The organism is Steroidobacter gossypii (assembly GCF_016801985.1).
Classification (GTDB): Bacteria; Pseudomonadota; Gammaproteobacteria; order Steroidobacterales; family Steroidobacteraceae; genus Steroidobacter; species Steroidobacter gossypii.
Genome location: NZ_JAEVLS010000003.1, coordinates 197708 through 219674, shown reverse-complemented (window position 1 = coordinate 219674; position 21967 = coordinate 197708). Strand labels below are relative to the sequence as shown.

General features: G+C 63.7%; 10 protein-coding genes. 2 read left to right on the top strand and 8 right to left on the bottom strand.

Translation table 11 applies throughout. The annotated features are described in order from the left end of the window. Window positions 1-28: 28 nt before the first annotated feature. From JM946_RS14865 to JM946_RS14850, 4 genes are read right to left on the bottom strand one after another with little or no spacing between them, the layout of a single operon-like run. A complete protein-coding gene (locus JM946_RS14865; RefSeq protein ID WP_203168080.1) occupies window positions 29-3229 on the bottom strand; it encodes a BTAD domain-containing putative transcriptional regulator in 3201 nt (1066 codons plus the stop codon). Between the two features lies 1 nt (window position 3230). Next, on the bottom strand, window positions 3231-3656 hold the full coding sequence (locus JM946_RS14860; RefSeq protein WP_203168079.1) for a VOC family protein: 426 nt from the start codon (window positions 3654-3656) through the stop codon (window positions 3231-3233). Further along, window positions 3653-4525: a DUF4824 family protein gene (locus JM946_RS14855; protein WP_203168078.1), complete on the bottom strand. Its 873-nt coding sequence runs from the start codon at window positions 4523-4525 to the stop codon at window positions 3653-3655. The genes JM946_RS14860 and JM946_RS14855 overlap by 4 nt, the downstream gene beginning before the upstream one ends. Further along, complete coding sequence (locus JM946_RS14850) at window positions 4522-5595, bottom strand: DUF2157 domain-containing protein (protein ID WP_203168077.1); 1074 nt, start codon at window positions 5593-5595, stop codon at window positions 4522-4524. The genes JM946_RS14855 and JM946_RS14850 overlap by 4 nt, the downstream gene beginning before the upstream one ends. A 163-nt stretch (window positions 5596-5758) precedes the next feature. Here JM946_RS14850 and JM946_RS14845 point away from each other — a divergent pair, with 163 nt between their 5' ends. Continuing rightward, complete coding sequence (locus JM946_RS14845) at window positions 5759-6091, top strand: hypothetical protein (RefSeq protein WP_203168076.1); 333 nt, start codon at window positions 5759-5761, stop codon at window positions 6089-6091. A gap of 14 nt (window positions 6092-6105) precedes the next feature. After that, on the top strand, window positions 6106-7032 hold the full coding sequence (locus JM946_RS14840) for a DMT family transporter (RefSeq protein ID WP_203168075.1): 927 nt from the start codon (window positions 6106-6108) through the stop codon (window positions 7030-7032). A gap of 1 nt (window position 7033) precedes the next feature. Here JM946_RS14840 and JM946_RS14835 read toward each other — a convergent pair whose 3' ends face one another. From JM946_RS14835 to JM946_RS14820, 4 genes are all read right to left on the bottom strand, one after another. After that, on the bottom strand, window positions 7034-7672 hold the full coding sequence (locus tag JM946_RS14835; RefSeq protein ID WP_203168074.1) for a hemerythrin domain-containing protein: 639 nt from the start codon (window positions 7670-7672) through the stop codon (window positions 7034-7036). A 261-nt stretch (window positions 7673-7933) separates the two neighbouring features. Continuing rightward, complete coding sequence (locus JM946_RS14830) at window positions 7934-8368, bottom strand: response regulator transcription factor (protein ID WP_203168073.1); 435 nt, start codon at window positions 8366-8368, stop codon at window positions 7934-7936. Window positions 8369-8461: 93 nt separating this feature from the next. Then, window positions 8462-12673 (bottom strand): OmpA family protein, encoded by a 4212-nt coding sequence (locus tag JM946_RS14825; protein WP_203168072.1) that lies wholly within the window; start codon window positions 12671-12673, stop codon window positions 8462-8464. Next, on the bottom strand, window positions 12670-21798 hold the full coding sequence (locus JM946_RS14820; RefSeq protein ID WP_203168071.1) for an SdrD B-like domain-containing protein: 9129 nt from the start codon (window positions 21796-21798) through the stop codon (window positions 12670-12672). Before JM946_RS14820 ends, JM946_RS14825 begins: the two co-directional genes overlap by 4 nt. Window positions 21799-21967: the final 169 nt, after the last annotated feature.

The window sequence follows — 21967 nt, the reverse complement described above, 5'->3', positions numbered from 1 at the left end:
CGATTCGTGACGCCGTTCTCGCCTTGCTTTACCTAGCGGTGAGCTGCGCCGATCGGCGCAGGCGTTCCTGCAGCTCGCGAGTTCGTGCGGACGGCTTCACACCCAGCTGCGAGCTCAGAACGGCGCGGAGTCTCTCGAAGGTGGCGAGACCTTCGCTGTGTCGATCGAGCTGCTCGTAACAAATCATCAGGCGGCCATAGAGCGCTTCGGCCAGCGGGTCCGCCTCGATACCGCGGCGATAGCATTGGATTGCATCCTGCAACCTTCCCCTCGCTTCATGCATCGCCCCGAGCTGCTCCACGGCTCGCAGAAACATGGAACGCAGCCGCTCTCGCATGGGCACCGTCCAGGGCGCCGACTCTGTTCCAAGAAATGCGCCCGAGTAGAGTGAAACAGCGCGTTCCAGCAGCTTTGGATCAGCGGACTCGCTGCGGGCCATGGCGCGCTCGAACGCCCACGCATCCACCCAAACCAGCTGCGCATCGAGCGTCAGCGTTCCACCTGCCACGATCACCGCTCGTTCCGAGCCGAGCACTTTGCGTAGCCTGTGCACCGTCGTGTCGAAGACTCGATGCGCAGCGTCGCCGTCGCTTTCTGGCCAGAGCAACTCGGTGAGTTGTTCTTCAGGAACCGCCCGTCCGCCGAGCGCGATCAATGCTCGGAGCAGCTCCAGCGGTCGTTTCTGCGCCTTGGCAGCAAAGCGGACCGGCTCGTCATGCACGCGCAAGTCGAACATACCTAACGTGCGAATTCTCACCGGCCAGGGCCACGCTGCCGAAGCACTTCCATCCGCCGGTGGCGCCAGTCCGCCAACACGAATCATTTCTCGCGCGGTCGCCACCTGAATGTCGTGCTCCAACGCGATCGCGCACAGCTCCGCCAACCAATTCGGATCCGTCGCGATGAACGACTTCAATCCGTGCCTCTGCGCAACCGACAGCCCGCGTCGCAGATGTTTCAGGCACGACGCGATATCTCCTTTGCGCCCCGCCGACCATGCGTAGCTCAGAGCGCACTCGCACTCGAACAGATGGCTGCGGATCGCCCTCGCAACCGGCAGTATTTCCTCGATCAAGGCTTCCGCCTCATCGTGCCGACCGGCGCGCGCCAGCACCCGCACCAGGTGCAAGCTGCAAACGACGACTGCGAACGGCACTTCGCACTGTCGAGCCAACCGCACGGCGTGGCGACCGCGCGCTTCGGCTTCCTGCAGTCTTCCGTCGAGCAGCTCGACGAAGCTCGCAAGGTAGGTCCACAACGCCTCTTCCAGATGCATGCCAGGTGCGATCAGCCCGCGGTAGCGCTCGAGCACGACGCGAGCTGCATCGAGGTCGGCCAGGTGAGCGCAGGCATACACCAGACCGGCGCAGTTCGAGCGATCCATGATGTGCACGCCGCTGGACTCGGCGAGCGCGGTGGCCTCCTCCGCAAATGCCCGAGCGCTGGTAACGTCGCCGTACAGCAGAGCCGTGCGCGACTGCATGCTCAGAAGACTCAGCCGAGCGAAGGGTGTGGCCGTATCGCTACGAGCGAGATCACGTGTCGTCCGCGTCAGCGTTTCAAAGCGCTGCAACTCTCCGACCCAGGGATAGTAGAGCGCCAACGACGCCACCGTCATGATTCGCAGGCTTGGATCTTCCGCTTCGCGCGCCACTCGCTCGGCGCGCGACACCCATTTGCCGATCGAATCCCACTCAGGAGCTGCGAACACGTGCGCAGTGAAGATGGCGTATATCGCGCGCTCTTCCACGGCGCGTGACGGATACTTGGGGAAGTCGCGCCGTAGCTTCTCGAACTCCGCGATCCAACCTCGCAGCTGGATGTACTCGCCCCAGAGGAAGACGAACGAGTCGACCACTCCCGCCCATGCAAGATAACTTCCCTGCGCATCGCCGCCATCGCGGAATGCCCGATATGCGAACTCGAAATCGGCGCGTGCAGCCGCCAGGTCGCTGACCAGATGACACACGCCTCGCCAGTACCGCAGCCACGGATGATTTTCGAGCACCGATGCAGGCAGCTGCGAAATCGAATTTCTCAAAACCCCGAGGCGACCGGCAGCGACCAGGGCCGGCGCTTGCGCGAGGATCACGCGGGCAGCAGCTTCGTGATCACGAATCTCCAGGTACAGCAACTGCGCATGCTCCAGCTGAGCGGCGTTCTCGAGGATGGTCGCCGCGGCGACTAATCGCTTGGATCGCCCGGTTTCATTCCAAAGCCGCGCGCCCTGTTCGCGCAGGAAGTCACGAAACAAGGGATGGTATCGATAAGTGCGCTGGGTCTGGCCGTGGCGCTCGGTGAAGTGGTGCTGACTGACCAGTTCCTCGAGCAATTCGCTGGCACCTGCCCTCCCCGTCAGCGCCTCGGCCATCGATGCCGTGAACGCCGGAAACAACGCCGTGAGCAGCAGGAACTCCCGCACCTCCGGGGTACGATGCGCCAGGATCTCCGACGCAAAATAATCGAACAGCGGCTGCGCGCTCGACCAGTCGAGCTTGCCTTCTTCGACGGTGGGCTCACTGCTCGCTCCGCCGAGCAACAGGATCAATCCGGCCACCCAACCGTCGCACTGCCGATGCAGGCGAGAAACATTGCTGCGAGCAGCGACATCGCCCGCCATCAGTTTCACCAGGGCTCGCGACTCGTCTTCGCGTAGCTTGAGCGCATTCCAATCCAGGCACCTCAGGCGCCCATTCAATCGTAACCGAGCCAGGCTGCTGGGCGGATCGGCACGGCTGATGAAAATCAGCGGCACGAGCCCAGAAAGTTCTTCCACGCAGATGCGCAGCACTCGATGTAACGCCTCGCCCGGACCGGCTTCTTGCACGTCATCGAGCACGAGGGGCGTGGAGCTTTTCAAACGTCGGCCGATCTCACGAAAAAACCAGCGCGCAAACGTTTCGACGTCGGCCAGATACTCCGGCGTGAGTTGCGGCAACGAACGGCGATGACGCGGCGAGGCGCGACGCACCGCCAGGGCGAGATGATGAAAAAAGCTCGGCAGATCCGCATCGCCGGCATCGACTTGATACCAGGCGCAACGCAGGCGTCGCTCCTTGAGATAACTGGCCACGAGCGTGGTCTTGCCCGAACCGCCCGGCGCCGTCACCCACACCGCCGCGCGAGTTCGAAGTCGATCGAGCTCTTTCATGAGCCGGCGCCGTGGATACACGCCCTCCGTGGCCGGCGGCGTCAACTTCACCAGCAAGGCGTCCTGGCCCGCGCTCATGTCACTTCGCGAACAGCTGACCGATATCCTTGAACGCCTTGAACTCCAGGGCATTGCCGCAGGGATCGAACAGGAACATCGTGGCCTGCTCACCCACCTGGCCGCGGAACCGAATGTGCGGCTCGATCGCGAACTTCACGTCGAACGATTTGAGGCGTTCGGCCAGCGCCTCCCACTGCGCCCACTCGAGCACCACACCGAAGTGCGGCACCGGTACGTCATGGCCATCGACGGGATTGGTGTGCGCGTGCTCCTGCGAAGCGGTCCTGGGATGTTCGTGAATCACCAGCTGATGGCCGAAGAAATCGAAGTCCACCCACTGGGTGCTCGAGCGGCCTTCGGCCAGGCCGAACACTTCGCCATAAAAGCGGCGGGCGGCCGGCAGATCGTGCACCGGAATGGCGAGATGAAACGGCGAAAGGCTCATGGCTGAGTGGCCTGCAATGATTGGACCTCCACGATCCAGGGCTCGAAGCGCCGGCCGAAGTTGACCGTCGCCTGGAAGCGCGGCTCGCGCCGATCGTAGTACGTTGCATCGGCAGCCCGCGTCAGCGGCTCGACGATGTCACGATAATCATAAGGCACGCGGATCGCATCCACATCGAGATCGAAGACGTGCGCCACGGGGCGCTGCTGCCCTTCGGGTCCTTGAATCGAGACGCGGAGCCGGCCGGGGACCATCACATATTGCTGCCGGTTCGGATGCCGCGCCCGGAGTGCGTCTGGATCGAGCCCGACATCCACGATGAACAAGCGGGAGTCGATGCGCTTTTCTCTCTCCAACCCCGCCTGCGCGGCTCTCAGGCGTTGTTCGAACTCTTCTTCACCCGCGTTTGCCTGCGCCAACGCAGTCGCCCGCTCCAAGGCGGCGCGGGCTTGCTCGAGGGCAGCCTGATAGGCCGGGCCATCGTACTCCAGCGCCACCCAGACGCGTCGGGACGGCTGGCGGGACACGCGCTGCGCATCCTCATTGGATTGCATGTCGCCCGAGACGTCGAATCCCAGCTCCTGCAGCTGTGCCGGCTGCAACCAGTCCAGGCCGCCATACAGATAGCCGAGGCGCTCATCCTGCTGGGTCCGCGCGACGCGCCAGCTCAGTTGCAGGTCGATACTGCTGTTCTCGTTGTCCGGCCAGCTCCAGTAACTCAGTCGCAGTTCCCGCTCGGTGAGGCGAAGCACGGCTTCCGGCTCGCCGCTTCTGTTGTATGCGACGCCGGCGAGCACCACGGCGTTTGTCACTACGATCAGCGCCGCTCCGGTGAGCAGCGCTCGCGTGCGCGACCACTGGAGCTTCATTGCGCACCTCCGCTGGCCTGCGCGGCAGAGCGCAATCGTTTCATGACCAGGATGAACAGAATGGCGGTGAGCGCGATGATCAGGAAGAACACGAACTTGGGCATCAGCTCCCACCACCAGTCGTAGAACTTGGTGTACAGGAAAATCACGAAGAAAGTCGTGCCGGTGTTGATCGCTTCGGTATGGTCGCGACGGGCGCCCCACCAGATGGCGGCGGCGCTGACCACGAAGCCGAGCACCTGATACAGATACTCGATCGTGATCGTCGCGAGCGGCAGGTAACTGCCGCGTCCCCAGTTCGCGAGCACCAGGATCGGTAACAGCAGCGTGAGCAGGCCGAACACCCGATACATGGTGGCGAAGCCGGAGAAGCGGTCATGTGCGATCAAGGCCGGGGTCAGGAGCAGCAGCACGCCGGCTGGGAAGACGTTCTCCGGCCGCTCGCCGAACTCCAGCCAGTACATACCGCTCCACGTTCCGGCGCGAGCCGCGATGAAGGCCACCGCACACAAGATGCCAGCGGCGAGCAGAAGCTTGAGATCGAAGGTGTACGCGAGCAGCAGCGCCAGCGCCGCCCAGACCACGAAGGCCTTGTCCGAAGGCGTGATGTTGAACATCCCGCCCAGCAGAGAAACATTCAGCACGAAGCAGGCGAACCCGACCATCGCCACCAGCTTGGCGAAGTAGCCGCTGCTGTCTCGCTCGCCCACCCAGAAGGTGGCCCCCAACGAGCCGAGCGATGCGACGATCAAAAGCGTGACTTGGAGCGAGGCTGGAAACAGGCCCCAGTACTGGTTGAATAGAAAGAAAACGCTCGCCGCCAGCGCCAGTGCGCCGAGAAACGAAGCGATGCGCATGCCCAGCGAGAGCTGCTTGGCCTGCCGGTCCCGATCGATGTCGAAAGCCTGCGCGAAACCGGCCAGCAGACCGTCGTGATGCTCGCCCACCGCCGCCTGCTGCTCAGCCGTCAGCCTCAGCACGCCCGCCGCCTGCAGGCGCTGCAACTCTTCTCGAAACACCCGAATCTGGTCAGCGCGCAACTGCGCTTCGGCCTTGGAAAGCTTGTTCATTGGAATCCATTCGACCCGCAAGCCCGCAGCCTAAACCGCACCGCCGATGCGCGCAATTTACACGATGCAAACCCACCCCCGCCCCCCTGCCGAGACGGGCCACTGGTGAAACTTGTGTCAACGCCAGTAGCATCCCGAAAAACCCAACACCCGACTCGACCGCATGGGCCACCTCATCGAACTCAACGACACGCTGAAACTCAAGCGCGGCGCCGGCTTCCCGGAGAACGTTCGGGTCGGCGGCGTATACGACTTCAGCATCGCGGGACGGCGGCTGTACAACCTCAAGCCCACCCGCGTCCTGCTGGTTGAAGAAATCGATGGCCAATGGAACATGGTGGGCCACGCGATGATCTTGAGGCAGACCATCGACGCCGTCGCCGAGCGCACCACCGGCCAGTTCGAAGTCTCGCAGCTCTACCCGCCCGAATACGTCCGGCTCGTCAATCGCTTTGACACCCCGGCCGGCAAAGGGTATGACGTGCCGCCCGGTTAACGGTCCGGTGCGTCTTGCGTCCTTCAGCCTCCTCCGCCCCTCGTCCGGTCCTCGGCATCGCTTTCAAACTCGGCTCGGTCGTGCTGTTCTCCGGCATGACCGTATGCGTGAAGATGCTCGGGCAGGCAGTGCCCGCCGGCCAGACCATTTTCGTTCGCGGCCTGATCTCCATGGCGGTGATGGCCCTGATCGCCTGGCAAACCGGCCGGCCGGAGCTGCTCAAGACCGGCAACTGGCGCTCGCATGCGCTGCGCTCGTTGTCCGGCACCGTCAGCATGTTCTGCCTGTTCGTGGGCGTGACCATGATCCCGCTGGCCGACGCCACCGCCATCTCGTTCACCGCGCCGATGTTCCTCACCGTGCTGGCCATGGTGTTTCTGGGCGAGCGCATTCACCGCTTTCGCTGGACAGCGCTCGGCATCGGCTTTCTCGGGGTGATGATCATGATCGGGCCGCACCTGTCGCTGGGCGCGGGCGCTTCATCGCAGCAACAGCTGGGCGCACTGATTGCGTTGAGCGCGGCCTTGTTCTCCGCCATCGCGATGACGTTCCTGCGCAAGATGAGCGTCGGCGAGCACGCCATCACCATCACGTTCTACTTCTCGCTCACCTTCACCGTCTGTTCCGCCCTCACCTCCCTGCTGGGCTGGGTGCAGCCCACCTCGACGCAGTGGCTGCTGATCGTGCTCGCCGGCCTGTTCGGCGTGTTCGGCCAGCTGTTGATGACGTATTCGTATCGTTACGCCGAAGCCTCCACCATCGCGCCGCTCGACTACAGCAACATGGTGATGGCCATCATTCTCGGTTATGTGTTCTTCGGCGAGATTCCGGCGCTGTCGGTGTGGATCGGGGCGCCGCTGGTGGTCGGCGCCGGCCTGATCATTCTGTGGCGTGAATACTTGCTCAAGAAGCGCCTGATTTCGGCAAGCCCGGAAACCTGACTCACCGATGCGGCCGCGTCCAGCGCGACGCCCCGCGTCCGTTCTTCTGACGCGCGAACGCGATCGCGCCCAACGCAATGACGCCGGCTGTGAGCAACGTGGCTCCGGCAGCAGCGCCCACCGGGAACGAGCGCACCGTGTTGGCCGCGAACTCACCGGCGTACGGCTTCATCAACTCCACGCGCCGCCGGGTCATTTCCATGCCGAGCTCGGCCAGTCGATCTCTGAGCAGCCGCTCGGCGGCAGGCAGCAGCTGAGTCTCCTCGTCCGCCACGTGATGAATCACCAGCCGCATCAGCGCGAAGAATTTTTCATCGCACGAGGCATCGAGCAGGCGATTGTCGCCGGCGGTCAGGGAGAGCAACTCGTCGATCAGTCGCCGCATCTCCTGATGCTCCGGCTCGCTCTTGTCCAGCACCGGATCGCCGCTCATGACGTTGCGCAGCGCCGGATAAAAAATCTCCTCTTCCAGCTGGGCATGCACCTGGATCGCCAGGCACGCATTGCGGATCAACGCACGTTTGCGGTTCGGCGGCGTATCGGCCTTGTAGCGGTGGAACAATGCCAGCGCATGCGAATGATCGATGCGGATCATGGTCGTGACGCTCGGGGTCATGCGATTGGCGACGGCGGTGTTCATGGCGCTCTCCAGCGAATTTGGCGGCGTTCGCTGAAGCAACGACGGACCGCTGCTGTTGTTCCGGTCGAACCACATGAAGCAAGCGCGGCCACGGTGCGTCAGATGTGACCGCCACGTTGCCGGGCGACGACAGACAGATCGAGACGTAAATTCCCGGAGCTCCGCGATCGTGCGGCCGTCTCTTCCAGGCTCGCGGTGTGTTCGTCGGTTCGTCGCGACAACTCCTCGTTGGCGTCGGCGACCTGCGTTGAAACAGGGAAACTACTTGGGCGTTCGCGTACCTCGGGCGACGAACTCGTTGGCCAGCACGGCTGCGTCGAGATAGGCCAGCAGCTCGGCTTCCGAGGTTCTTTTACTCAGATACGCGTCTGCGCCGGCGCGCAGTCCTTCGCCGATGTCGCGCACGGTGTCTCGCGTCGAGAGCACCATTACATAGACCCGATGTGGATTCGTGGGGCTGCGCAAGTCCCCGCACAGCGCGAGGCCGTCGCCATCGGCGAGTCGACGATCCAGGATCGCGATGGGATGAAAGCTTTGCGCGACGACCGCGCGCGCCGCCTGAATGGAATGCACCGCACTCACGGTGTAACCGGCGGACTCCAGGATGGCCTTCACCCACTCCTGCACCAGCGGGTCGTCTTCGACCAGCAGCACTTTCTTTTCGGCGGGCGACGCGGACGGGCCTGAAACTGACATGAGCCCGCATTCTACATGGATTGCTGGATCTGCAATCGTGACTAACCTTGACGGGGCCGCTTGACGTCGGCCCCCTGCCTGAAGTTACCGACGTTAGAACGTGCTCAGAATATTGATGAACGGTCCGCGGCTGCGATAGGACAGATCGGTGAGGTCGTCGGAGAAATCCGTGAAGTTATAACCGGCGCCAAGTTTCACATGCGCGTTCAGATGGCGATAGACCGCCGCTAGCACGCCACTGCGCGAGTCATCCGCCTCTTTCACCGTCAAGCGTCGGCCTTCGATCACCGCATCCCACTCGTGCACCAGATGCAAATCCGCGCGGAAGATTGTCAGATCTGCGCGGCTGGAATACCACTCGCCACCGATACGCGTGTCACGCAATTCGCCAAGGCGCTGCGCGTACTTCGTACCGAACGACAGCCACGGCAGCACGTCGTAGATGGTGTCGATAGACACCACGTGGCTGCGCTGGGCGTAATCGAGCAGATCGTCGCTGACACCGACCTGACCGGGCGAAGGCAGCGTGTAGTAATAGCGATATTGCACCAGCGTGTTCCAGCGATCGCTGCCCACGGGACGGTACGCCCCGCCCAAGGCGGCGTCGACGAAATCGCCGTCGAAGAAATTACCTGCGCTCGCTTCGCTGAACGAAACATTGACCTTGCCCAGCAAGCGCCAGTCCGGCGTCACCTGGAAGCCGGCGGTGTTGCGCGCCAGCCAGGTCTTGCGTTCGCCGTTCGTGCCCTGCTCGTCGCGATATTCGAGATTGCTGGTGAACTTCACGTCTTCATACTTATAAGCCATGCCGAAGCCGCCCGCGCGACGCTCCAGATCGCCGGCGAGCGGATCGCTGACCGTGCCGACTTCCGCGGTGATGCCAAAGGTCCAACGATCGTTCGGCGCCAGGTCCACGCCGAAGGCGTTGGTCAGGCTCTCCGGCCCCGCGCCTCGCGCATTGCGAGCTTCGTCGTAAATACTCACCTGGTCGCTGAGCTTGGTGCGCGCACCGAGGACGGTGTTGCCAAAGCGGCCCCGATACGACGAGTCCTGCCGCTCGGTCTCCATGGTGTGCCCGAAATAAACATTGGCGCGATCGTCGAGCCGATAGTCGCCCGTCAGCTTGCCGCCGACGCCGCCGGTGCCTTCGGAAACTTCCGCCCCCACGCGGAAGCGATCGGTCAGTTGTTTCTCGGCGCCCAGACCGCCGCGATTGTTCTCATCGCGCGTGCCGGTCCGATCGACCGTCGCCTGCGCGAATCCATAGGCCTGCCATGACGATGGTCGAGCGGCGACCTGAGCGGCGAAGTCCGCCGGAACAGCGGCGCGTGTCACGTCGAACTCATTGGTCGGCGCAGCACTCGTCCCCAGCGCACGCGTGAGAGGATCCCCCTCCTCCTTGGGCAGTGGTTTGTAGTCGATACGAACGATGGCGTCCGTACGCTGGCCGTTCTGCGACAGCAACGGGCTCGCGTTCGCGAAGGCATTCTGTCGATCGTCGTGACGACCGCCGACGCTCACACTCCAGGTTTCAGTGGTCTGATAATGAAGCGCAAGCTCTTGCGCCTCGACGCTGTCGGTGCGCGCATCGCGCCGATCCGTCTTGGCGTCAATCGACACGCGATCCGCGATGGGCAGGCTCAGGGCTGCGCCCAATTGCTCGACTTCCTCGCCGCCCACCAGCGCGCCCGCGCCGGAGAAACCCGCTTCCCGATTCTGCCAGTACACACTGCCGCGGCCCCGGAGCGACGAGAACTCGGCCAGATCGAACACGCCCTGAGCACGGAACGCATCGGCTTCCTCGCCCGGCGTCAGGTTTTGATTGAACCCGAAGCCGCCGTCGATAGATCCGAACTGCGAGCCGACGCCCTCGGAGCGCGCCGCTTCCAGGTCGAGATAGGTCGCGGGTGCGAAACGCAAGGTCATGTCCAGACCGCCCAGCCTCTGTTTGTCCGCAGACTCGCCCTGCTCGTAGCCGCTCAAGCCGACGCGCACATGATCGGTGAGCCAGGAGCTGTGTCGCACACCGTAGACGTTGCTGTCGAGCTCGTTGAGCCCAGGCGCATATTCATAGGTGGCAACCAGATACACGTGATTGCCGCTCAAGCTGCCGAGCTGCACCAGCGAATTGCTCTCCGCGATCGACGACAACGGCGCACGCAGCAGCACTCGTCCCTGCAGATAGCTCAGCTCGTAGTCCATTCCCGGGATCAGCTGTGCCCGCTGCAACGTGATGCCAGAGGTCGGATCTCGAACTTCGATCCACAGACGCTCGGAGCCGCGCGTGATGTCCTGTCGTCGCAAGTAATAGAGTGACCCGCCGGTGCCGCGGAACTCCTCACGCGAGTTCAATGTGCCCGGCTCTGCCGCGAACAGGTCGTTGATGACGCGCCGTTCGCCGAAGGAAGTCGAGCTTTCCGATTTGTAGAGCACGTCGGCGCCATACAGGCCGCGGCTGAACTGATTGAGTTCCAGGCCCGTCCACGAGGTCTGAAAGTTACCCCACACGGCGCGCGAGTCCTTGTGATCGACACGGAGGTAGAAACGACCATTGGTGGGCGCATCCCACTCGCTGCTGCTGTCATCGCCGTACACCGGATAGGCTCGTTCGGCATCGATACGCTCGAGCAGATAGCGCGGGTCCTTGGATGCAAAGTTGCTGAACAGATCCTCGATCGGCTGCTCGCGAGTATCGGCGCTCAAGGTCACCAGCCAGTCTGTGTCGATCTTGCCTTTCGCATAGAACGCGCCGCGACCGGTGATCTCCGTGTCATCCTCGTAGCGCATCGTGTCTTGCGTCACCAGCTGCGCGGGACCCGTCGTATTGTTCTTGGCCGCCGTGAGCTCGCCAAGCGCGACATAGAACCAGCTGCTGCCCGCCAGCTCGATGTTGCGCCGGTACTTCTCGAACTCGCCGTTCTCACGCCTGCTTTCGACCAGCACGCTGTGTCGGCCCGAAGGCAGCAGCTGTCGGATGACGAAGCGGCCTTGATCGTCCACGGGCACCGTCGATCCGAGCGCGGTAATGGTCGTGCCCTTCGCGACATTGCGGCCACTCACCGTGACGCTGCCGCCGCTCACGGAGATGTTCCGGATCTTCAGCGCGCTCTCGCCGTAGCCCGTCAGTCGTTCACGCTCCGGACGTTCCAGATCCGACGGCGACCGTTCGCGATCGACGATAGTCAGCGGCTTCGGCGCGGTTTCGTCGAAGCGACCTTTCTCGTCGTAGACGCGCAGCACATACGCGCTTTCAGCAGGGATGCTTGCATCCGGCGTCCATGACAGCGACGAGCCGATCTCCATCGGCACCACGGCCAGCGGCTGCTCGCGCGTATCCTGCCCCGGCAGGAAGAACCGCACTTCGGCTTTGCGAATCCAATGCACGTAGTTGCTGTATGGAATCAGCTCCACGGGCTTGCCTGCGACCACGCTGCTCGGCCACGCTGTGATATTCAGAGCCGGCTCGGTCTTCAGCGGATCGAACTGAATTTGTATGTCGTGGCGATTCACGGCCACGTCGACGCAGCGCTGATGGTCTGCCTCGGTCAGATTGTCGATGCCTTCGAGCGGTCGGCCATCCACGGTGATGCTCATGGGCGCGGCGCTGAGCGCCGTGCTCGTCGAGCACAGCGAGCGCTCCGGATCCACGGGCGCTTGCGCAGTCACCGGCTTCTCCACGTCGTACCACACCTGCAACTCGACGCGACGATTGCGCGCCATGCCTTCTGGCGTGGCGTTGCTGGCCACCGGCTCGGTGTCGCCCTTGCCGACGATGGTGAACGATGTCGGATTCAGCGCCAGCTTCAGACGGAGGAACTGCGCGACCTGGTAGGCGCGAGCTTCCGATAGCTTCTGATTGTTCTCGAAGCGCTTGCGAGTCGCCGGGCTCAGGCGCTGTGCATCGGCATGACCGATGACCAGGATTCGCAGATTGCTCCGATGCCGCAGATTCTCGGCAATGCGGGTCAGGCGCTCGCGCGAAGACGGCAGCAACTCATCGCGACCGGACTCGAACAAAGCGCCCTGGTCCGCATCCGAGAGCGTCTGCATTTCGGTGGCCTGCTCGCGCGGCAGTGTCGACACCGACTTGCGCATCAGCTCCAGATCGCGAACGCGCACGTCGGAATGGCCCGTCAGCCCGTCCAACGAAGTGTCGAACTCCATGTTGGCGGTCGGCGCCACCGTCCTCGACGTGCTGCGATCCACCATCTTGCCGCGAATCGACTCATCGCTCGCCGCATACGTGCTGGCGATGATCAATACATTGGCGATCGTCGCCGCCAACAGCCTGGAGCGCCCGTTCATGGCTGCACCTCCGTCTCGTCTTCGACGTGCAGCGGATACTCGCGATGCAGCGCCTCCCATTGTTCTCGGATCTGCCGGATGAGCGTCTGTTTGCGACGTTTCACCAGCTTCGCATCCTCGTCGCCGGCATAGCTGACGCGCACCACCGACGGCTTGTCGGCGAGCGTCTTCGGCAGCTCCGACAGCCGCTCACGCCATTCGGCGCGCAATGTGGTCGAGCCAGGCTCGAAGGCTTCGTCGGTCACTTCCACTCGCACCACGCGATGGATGGTTGCGCCGAAGTTCAACTTCGTGAGCTTGCCGCGGGTCAGGCGAACGTCGCGCGGATTCTCGGTCGTCACGCGATAGCCCGACGGCAACGTGCGCTCATCGAGCTTCATGACGAAGTTCGAGCCACGGTATTCGTTCGGAATGGCTGCGCAGGCGACGTGGAATCGACCGTCCGCGTCCGCGGTGACGATGATGCCGTTCAAAGTCACGACGCGAACGTTTGGCAGGCCGGGCTCGCCGGGATCCTGATAACCGTTGGCGTTGCGATCGTCGAACACCTTGCCGATCAGATCGGAACAATCGAACACCGGATCCGGCACGATACGCACGGCCGCGGTTGCAACGTTCGAGAGCGTCGGATCGGCCAGGCCCGGATCGATCAGATTGTTCAAGGCGAACGCCTGGTTCACGTACTCGCCTTCGCTCACGCCGGAGCCGACCACCAGCACCAGCTTGAAGGTCTTGGTCTCGCTGGGCGCGAAGGTTTGATCGCGCCAGGTGAGCTGCCGACCGACGCGTTCCGGTTCGAGCATCGCGCCGTTGAGCGAGGCCGTGCCGCTGCGATAAGCGAAGCCCGGCGGCAACAGGTCGCGAACATCGACGTTGGTGAGCGTCGCGTTCAACATGTTGGTCGCCGTGATCGTGTACGGCACCAGGTCGCCGCGAGTGACGTTGATCATCGGCGTAGTCTTGGTGACCACGATCGCGCCCTGCAGGATGGGATCGACCGGCACGTGATTGTTGATCACGTCGGCCGACGTGCCCGGCGTCAGGTTGAACGCCAGGAAATATTGGGTCGTATCGACGCCGGCGGCCAGCCCCACCGAGTTGCTTGGGCAGCTCTGCACATTGCCGATACCGATCGCGGGCGCGGACACCGAGCTCTGCACCAGCGCTGGATCGGGCATCGCGCCGACCTGCAGAATCCCTGGGCATACCGGGATCATGGTCGAGGGACCGGGCATGTAACGGCCGGAGGGCGGAGTCACGCTGATCGAGTAGTCGCCGCTTGGAGCGCCAGTCAGCAACAGGAATTGATAGAAACCATCCGCACCCGTGACTTGAGTGATATTGCTCGCGCCACCCAGCAGATGCAGGGCCGGATCGAACCCGGACGGTCCCCTCAGCGTGACCGTCGCGCCAGCAATGGGCTGACGACTGACGCTGTCGTAGACCACGCCCATCGGATCGAGCGGCAAGCTCTGTTCGATGAGCTGGCTGCCCGGCGGCAGAATGATCCCAAGCAGCGTACCGCCGCGTGGATCGGCGCCGCCGGGATTCGCCGCCGAGACCGCGCCGGCGACAACATCGACGCCGCTCTCGTTTGTGACCGCCTTGCCGTACACGGAATTGCTGCTCGGCTCGCGGAAGCGGATTTCATAGCCGCTGCCGGAGGCGACATTCGAGAACTCGTACGCGCCGTCCGCATTGGTGCGCACCGACTGCACCAGCAACGTTCCCTGGTACAGCTCGACGATCCAGTCGGCGAGCACCGCCTCGCCTGATTCGCGAATGCGGTCGTGATCGGCATCTCGCCACACATGACCCACGATGCTGGCGGAGTCACCGCGCTCGCCGAACAGATAGTCCGCAGCGTCCACCTGTGCACCGAGCGCGATTGCGCTGATGGTGTCGCCGGCGACCGCGCCGCCCGCTGTGCCTGCGGTGTTCGTGCCGTCCTGATAGCCGGTCGGTTGTGTTTCGGTCAGCGCGTACGTGCCGCCCACGACATCATCGAAGCGATACCGACCGTCGCGATCCGTGCTCGCGCTCAGCAGCACGTTGTTGCCACGTGCGTCGGTGCCCGTGAGTTGGATGGCAACGTCGGCGATGCCCGGCTCGCCTGCATCGATGCGGCCGTTGTTGTTGGCATCGTTATAAACGCGGCCGACGATGCTGCCGACGGTGTCGCCGAAGTTCACATTCGGCGCGACGACGCCCGCGATCAACTCGACATTGACGCTGTCGGGCGTGGAACTGCCGTAACCGGCCGGCTGCGTCTCCTCGACGGTGTATTGACCTGCCGGAATATTCACAAACGAGTAGTTGCCGTCTGCATCGGTGGTCGTGGTGGCGATGATCGAGCCATTGCTGCGCAGGGTGATGGTCACGGCGGCGATGCCCGCCTCGCTCGAACCGAGCACGCCGTCGCGATCACTGTCACGCCACACGCGGCCCACCACGGCCTGGCCCATTTCAGCGAAGGCATAGCCCGTCGCATCCGTGCCTGCCGGAAGCGCGATGGCGGAAATCACATCGTTGCCAACCGTGCCGCCCGCTGTGCCCGCGACATCCATGCCGTCCGCGTATGCGGCAGGCTGCGTCTCGCTCAAGCTATACGTGCCACTCAGCAGATCGACGAATTGGAACGCGCCCGTCGCATCGGTCGTGGTCGCGAGGCTGATGGATGCGCCGGAAGCGTCAGTACCGGTCAGCGCGATGGCGACGCCTGCAATCGGCGGCTCACCGGCATCACGAACGCCGTTGTTGTTCGTGTCCGTCCAGACGAAACCGGCGATGCTCGAGGTGGTTTCACCGAAGTCCGCAGTTGCGGAGCTGCCAACGTTCACCGTCACCGAGACGGAATTCGGCGTGCTGCTACCGTAACCTGCCGGTTGTGTCTCTTCGATGGTGTAATTGCCGGCCGGCAAGCCCACGAATGTATAGGCGCCGCTGGCATCGGTCGTCGTGGTCGCGACAACAGTGTTTGAAACGTCCCGCGCCACGATCACCACGTTTGCGATCGGGGTATCGCCGCCATCGCGCGTCCCGTTCGCGTTCACATCCTTGAACACGACCCCACCGATGGTCGAGGCGCCTTCACCGAACCAGTAGCCGGTCGCGTCGGTGTTCACCGCGAGGTGGATCCCGGTGATCACGTCGTTCGCGACGCTGCCGCCTGCCGTGCCGGCGGTGTCGAGTCCGTCCGCGAATGCGCTGGGCTGAGTGGGCTGGGTCAGCGTGTAACCGGCAGCCGTGGGGGTCAGCAGATCGATGAACATGAAGGCACCGGTCGAGTCTGTGCCGACGCTGCGGCTGACGCTGGCGCCGCTTGCATCCGTACCGGTCAACGTCACGGTGATCGAAGCGATGCCCGCCTCGCCTGCATCGCGCACGCCGTTGCTGTTCAAGTCGATGTACACGGCGCCAGCCAAGGTCGACAGCGTGTCGGCGAAGGAGGCCGTCACGACGCCGTTGGTGGGAACGACAACGGCCACCGTGTCGGGCGACGTTGCCGCCGAGCCATAGCCTGCCGGCTGCGTTTCAACGACGGTGTAATTGCCAGCGGGAATGCCGGCGATCATGTAGCTGCCGTCGGCCGCGGTGGTCGTGGTGGCGACCACGTTGTTGCTTGCATCGCGCAGTGTGATCGTGACGTTCTCGATCGCCGTGTCGCCCGCTTGTTGAACGCCGTCGCGATTGAAGTCACGGAACACCACACCGGTGACCGCCGAGCCGGACTCACCGAAGTTATAGCCGGTCGCCTGCTCGCCAACGGGGAGCGAAATCGCGCTGTACACGTCGTTACCGACGGTGCCCCCGACGTTGCCCGCGCCAAGCACTTCCAAGCCGTCGCCCAGCGAGGCAGGTTGCGTTTCAGTGATCGTGTACGTGCCTGACAGCAGATCGTTGAAAACGTACAGGCCAGAGGCATTGGTCACGACGTTTCTATTGACCGCACTGCCCAGCGCATCAGTGCCGGTCAGCGTGAGCGTCACGCCCGGCACGCCCACGTCCTCGGCATCCTGCACGCCATCTTCATCCACATCGATGAACACCACACCGGACAGCGATCCGGTGCTCTCACCGAAATCGACCACGCCTGGAGTGCCGGCGACCAGCGCGAGCGCGACGCTATTGCTCACATTCTCGGGGCCGCTCGAGAATCCGGCGGGCTGATCCTGTTCGACGGTGTAGCTGCCGCCCGGCTGTGGAGCGAAGCTGTATGTGCCGTTGGCGGCGGTCGTGGTGGTCGCAATGACCGTGTCGCCCGCGTCGCGCAGCCTGATCGTGACATTCGCGATGCCCGGCTCCGACGCTTCCTTCACGCCATTGCGATTGGCGTCGCGGTACACGACACCGGAGATCGGCGTGCCCAGCTCGGCAAACAGATAGCCGCTGCCGATCGTGCCGCTGGTGAGAGCGATTGCGCTGACACGATTCGCGCCCTGATTGACCGTGCCCGCGGCCGAGCCGGCAGTGATCTGGCCATTGGCGAACTCGACTGGTTGAGTTTGCGTCAGCGTGTAGCCGGCGCCGTTGGGCGCGAGCAGATCGTCGAAGGAGAACGTGCCATCGGCACCGGTGGTCGTGCTCAGATTCACAGCAGCGCCGGCGGCATTCGTGCCGGTGAGCGCGAGCGTCACGCCAGCGATGCCGGTGTCGCTGCCGCCATTCGCCCCGTTGCCGTCGCGATCGAAGAACACTGTGCCCTGTAGTGCCGACGTCGAGTCACCGAAGTTGTGATCGGTGCTGGACCCGCCGGCGGCAATCGTGATCCCAGCGATGCTGTTCGGCGTGGTGCTGCCGAAGCCCGCGGGCTGCGACTCGGTGATCGTGAATGTTCCAGCCGGCACTGTGTAGAAACTGTAGTTGCCGGTGGCGTTCGTGGTTGTGACCAGCGTGAACGAGCCGAGCGGATCGGTCTGGGTCAAGGTGACCGTGACGTTGTTGATTCCCACCTCGCCGGCATCGAGCACGCCATCGCGATTGGCGTCGCGCCACACGCGGCCACTGATCGTGCCGCCCTGCTCGCCGAAGTTGTAGCCCGTGCCGTCCTGATCTGTGACATCCAACGCAACTTCGTCGTTGACCGAGATGTCGCCGGCCGGCGTGCCCGCGGTGTGCACTCCATCGAGATACCGCACGGGTTGCGTTTCGATGATTCGATAGCTACCCGGCAGCACGTTGCTGAACGTGTAGTTGCCGGTGCTGTCGGTGTTGGTCACGAGGTTGACGGCCCCGCCGCGCACATCGGTGCCCGTGAGTGTGATCTCCACATCCTGCAAAGCGCGATCGCTGATGGCGCCGGTATCGAACACACCGTCGTTGTCGACGTCGGCGAACACCCGGCCGGCCAGCGAGTTCAGACGCAGCTCGCCGAAGTTATAACCGCTGGCGATCTGATCCTTGTCGAGGACGATGTTCGAAATGGTCTGCGAGTCCGGCGCGGCCGACACGACTCCACCAGGCGGATTCGCGCCGGTGCCGACGCCTGCCGTCTCCAGACCGTCGCTGTAACCTGCCGGCTGCGACTGCGTGATCGTGTAGCCCGTGGCGTTCGATTGCTCGAGGTTGTCGAAGATATAGTTGCCGCTGGCATCCGTCGTGGCGCTGCGAGTCACGGCGTTGCCGAAGACATCCTGGCCCGTCAGCGTGAGCGAAACGCCGGCGATGCCGCCTTCGCCCGCCTCCAGCACGCCGTCGTTGTCGTTGTCGCGATAGACCGTGCCCGCGATGCTCGACTTCACCAGGCTCACCGACCCGCTGTTCGAGTTGTTGCTCGAGATCGGATCGACGCTGTAGGTCGTGGTGACCGAGGCGGTGTTGCTATAGGTCGATGGATACGGCGGCGAAGCCGGACGGTCGATGCGCACATTCACCGTGATCGTGCGCTCCTGTCCCGCGCCGGCCAGCATATCGCCGAGATCGCAGGAGAATTGAGTGTTGCCGGTGTTGGTGCAGCTGCCGGACGGGGTCACGACGGCGGTGAACGGCATCGTGAGCACCATGTGCGCAGGCAACGTATCGGTCAGAGTCGTTTGATACGCCGTGCCGGGGCCGTTGTTGGCGACCACGATCCGCCACTGGAATTCCTGGCCGTACTGTAACGGCGGAGAGCTGATCAGCGCGGTCTTGCTGCTCACCTGCAGGTCCGCTTTGGCGCGCACCGCAGTGGGCTCCTGCGCGTTGTTGTTGCCGGTATTGGGTTCATTCTCGTTCGAGTCGACCGTGACCGCGCTTTGATAGGCGTCGCCGGTCGGCCCGGGCGCCGTCTCCACGCGATACCGAAGGTAGCGGGTGAACGAGCTGCCGGCCTCCATGTCGCCGGCGGCGCAAGTGACTTGCTGAGGCGTGCCAATGACGGTCCCGGCGGTGATGCTGCTACAGATGGGCGTACCAGCACATGAGAGTGGATCGGACGAATCGCACAGGAAGGTGACCTGACGCCCGCCCGGCGGCGTGAAGGTGTTGACGAAATCGACCGAGGTCGCCTCGGACGGTCCGAGATTGCTCACCGTAACCCGGTAGGTGATGAGGTTCGTGTCCGGCGCGCCGCCGTCGTACGCCAGCGGATCCGCCGTTACGCCCACGAAGCTGGAAACATCCGAGACGTTGGAGATCAGATCGACCTCGGCCGCTGTGATATCCAGCGTCGCGCTGCGCGCATCGTTGCTCGCATCCGAGTCGAACGTAGTGGTTGCGATCGTGGCCGTGTTTGGCAGATTGCGCCCCATGGGCGGCGACGCCATCCAGATGGGACGCACCACCACCTGCACGGTCTGCGCTTCGTTTGCGGCCAGCGTGCCGATGTTGCAATCGATGCGGTGAGCCACCGGGTCGTGCGGGTTGCAGGTTCCCTTGCTGGCGGTGATCGATATCACCTCGTAGCCCGCATCGCCACCCGGCAGATTGAACTGATCCGTCAGCGTGACGTCCTGCGCCGTCGACGGACCGCGATTGCTGAAGGTGATCACGTACGTCGCATTCACGCCCGCTTCGACGGCGGACGGCGTCACCGTCTTGGCTTCGACCTGCACATCCACCACCGGCTCGACCGTGGTGTTCACCGACGAAGTATTGTCGGCATGATCCGGATCGCCGACGTTGGTCGAAGTGATGGTCGCGGTATTGGTGAACGCACCGTCCGCCATCGGCCGTGCCACCGTGATGGTGATGACCGCGGTTTCCGGTGTGTTCGGCGCGCCCGTACCGGCACTCTCGAAAAGCAGTGTCGGATAATCGCAAGTCACGACCTGCGCCGCGACGCTGCAATTGCCGGCCGATCCTTTACTGCCGAGCCCGGCGCTCGCGTTGATGACGGTGGGCGTGCCAGCGACCACTGTGGTGCGCATCGGAATGACATCGCGAACCACTACGTTCGCGGAATCCTGCGGACCGTCGTTGGCGATTGTGAGCGTGTACGTGATGGACGTGTCCGTCGCGGTCACCGTCGACAGGTTCTGCGTCTTCGTGATGCGCAGATCGCCGTGCGCGGCCGTCGAGCTCGAATTCGCGCTGGCGCAATCGTTGGTGTTGTTCGGATCGGTCTGCGAGCCCGCGAGCGCGACGCATGCCGTATTGGTGAGGGAAGTCGGCGCTGCCGCCGTCGTGATGAGCGTCAGCTGCGGCGTAGTCTGGCCCACCGCCAACGGCCCGGGGCGCGAACACGTGAATGCTGGCGCGCTGTAGGTGCACGTCCAGCCGTTATCGGTAAACGGTGAAGCGCCTGCATAGCTCTCCCCTGCTGCCAGCGTGTCGATGATCGTGATGGTGTCATCCGCATCCAGCGCACGCGGACCATTGTTAGTGGCCTGCATGACGGAGGTAAGGGGCGAGCCTGCCGCGACCGGGTTGGGCGACTTGCTCTTCTGGATGGACATGTCGGCGCCATCGCGCTGAATGGTGATGTCGACACTGCCATCGTTGTTGCCATTGTCCGGATCGGACGTGGCGCCAGTGACGTTGGCCGTGTTGCTCGTGGTCATGCCGCCCGGCGGCACAACGGTGTCATCCGGCGCCGTCGCCGTGATCGTGATGTCGTCGCTCGCCCCCACCGGCATCGACGCGCGCGTACACGTCACCAGGCGCGTCGCTTGATCCACCGAGCACGACCAGTTCGAGCCGCTGGCCGCGATGGCGGTGAAACCCGTTGGCAATGTATCGACGACGGTGACGTCCGCCGCCGGATCGGGCCCGGCGTTGCGTGGCTGCAAGGTGAAGGTCGCAGGCGCAGCCGAAATCATCGGCGTTGGCGAGGCGAGCTTGGTGAGAGTCAGATCCGCGCCGGCGATGACGTTCACCGATGCAGTGGCAGTGTTGTTGTTGGGCACCCCGTCGGCAGTGTCGGCGCTCAAGGTGGCCGAGTTGGTGAGCGAGCCGCTCAGCGAATTCTGCACCCGACCGATGATGGTGAGCACGCTGCTCGCGCCGTTCGCCAGCGTGCCGCTGCGATTGCAGGTTACCGTACTGCCCGCGGGTGAGCACGACCACCCTGCTCCGGACGAAGACACATAAGTCATGTTCGGCGGCAGCGTGTCGACGATCTGCAGGTTCGAAGACGCGTCCGGCCCTTCGTTCTGCACGGACAGCGTGTAAGTCACATCGCCGCCCGCGGCCACTGGATCGGGCGTCGCGCCCATCGAGAGCGTCAGGTCGGCGCCGTTCATGACGGTCGTCTCCTGCTCGAGGGTGCTGGGAGTTTCGCCATCCCCTGTCGCGGTCGCGACGGCCGTGAGCGTCGTGCCGCCCGCAGCGGTGACTCGCGTGACGATGTCGAACAGGACGTCGTGCTCGGCAGGGAACGTGCCGAATGAACACGTGACCGTGCCGGAAGAATGTGAGCAAGACGCGTTATCGGTGGAAACGAACGTCGTGCCGGCGGGTAGCGCAACGGTGAGGCTTACACCCGTGGCGGGCGTCGACGAACTGACGTTGCTGACCTGCACGGAGTACGTCAGTTCGCCGCCCGCAGGCACCGGATCGACCGAATCCTGCAACGTCAGAACTTCGATCAACGGCGTGGCGTGAACCGCCCCGGCCGTGAACATCACGGCGAGCCACGCTAGCAACGTCGCTTGCGACAACCACCAGAAAAATCCCGCTCGCGGCATCCGGGCCCACGGCTTGAGCATCTGCAGCTTCCCGTCCGAAGTTGATTTGAGTCGTTGTCGACCGGGAGCCCGCTGAGAACTTACGGCACAAACGACGCGCGTACCGTAGCCAAATGCTGCGCAGCCGAATGGACTTAATCCGGGAACGTGATGGGTGTCATAAAACCGACGGCACAATCGTGAAGTGGAT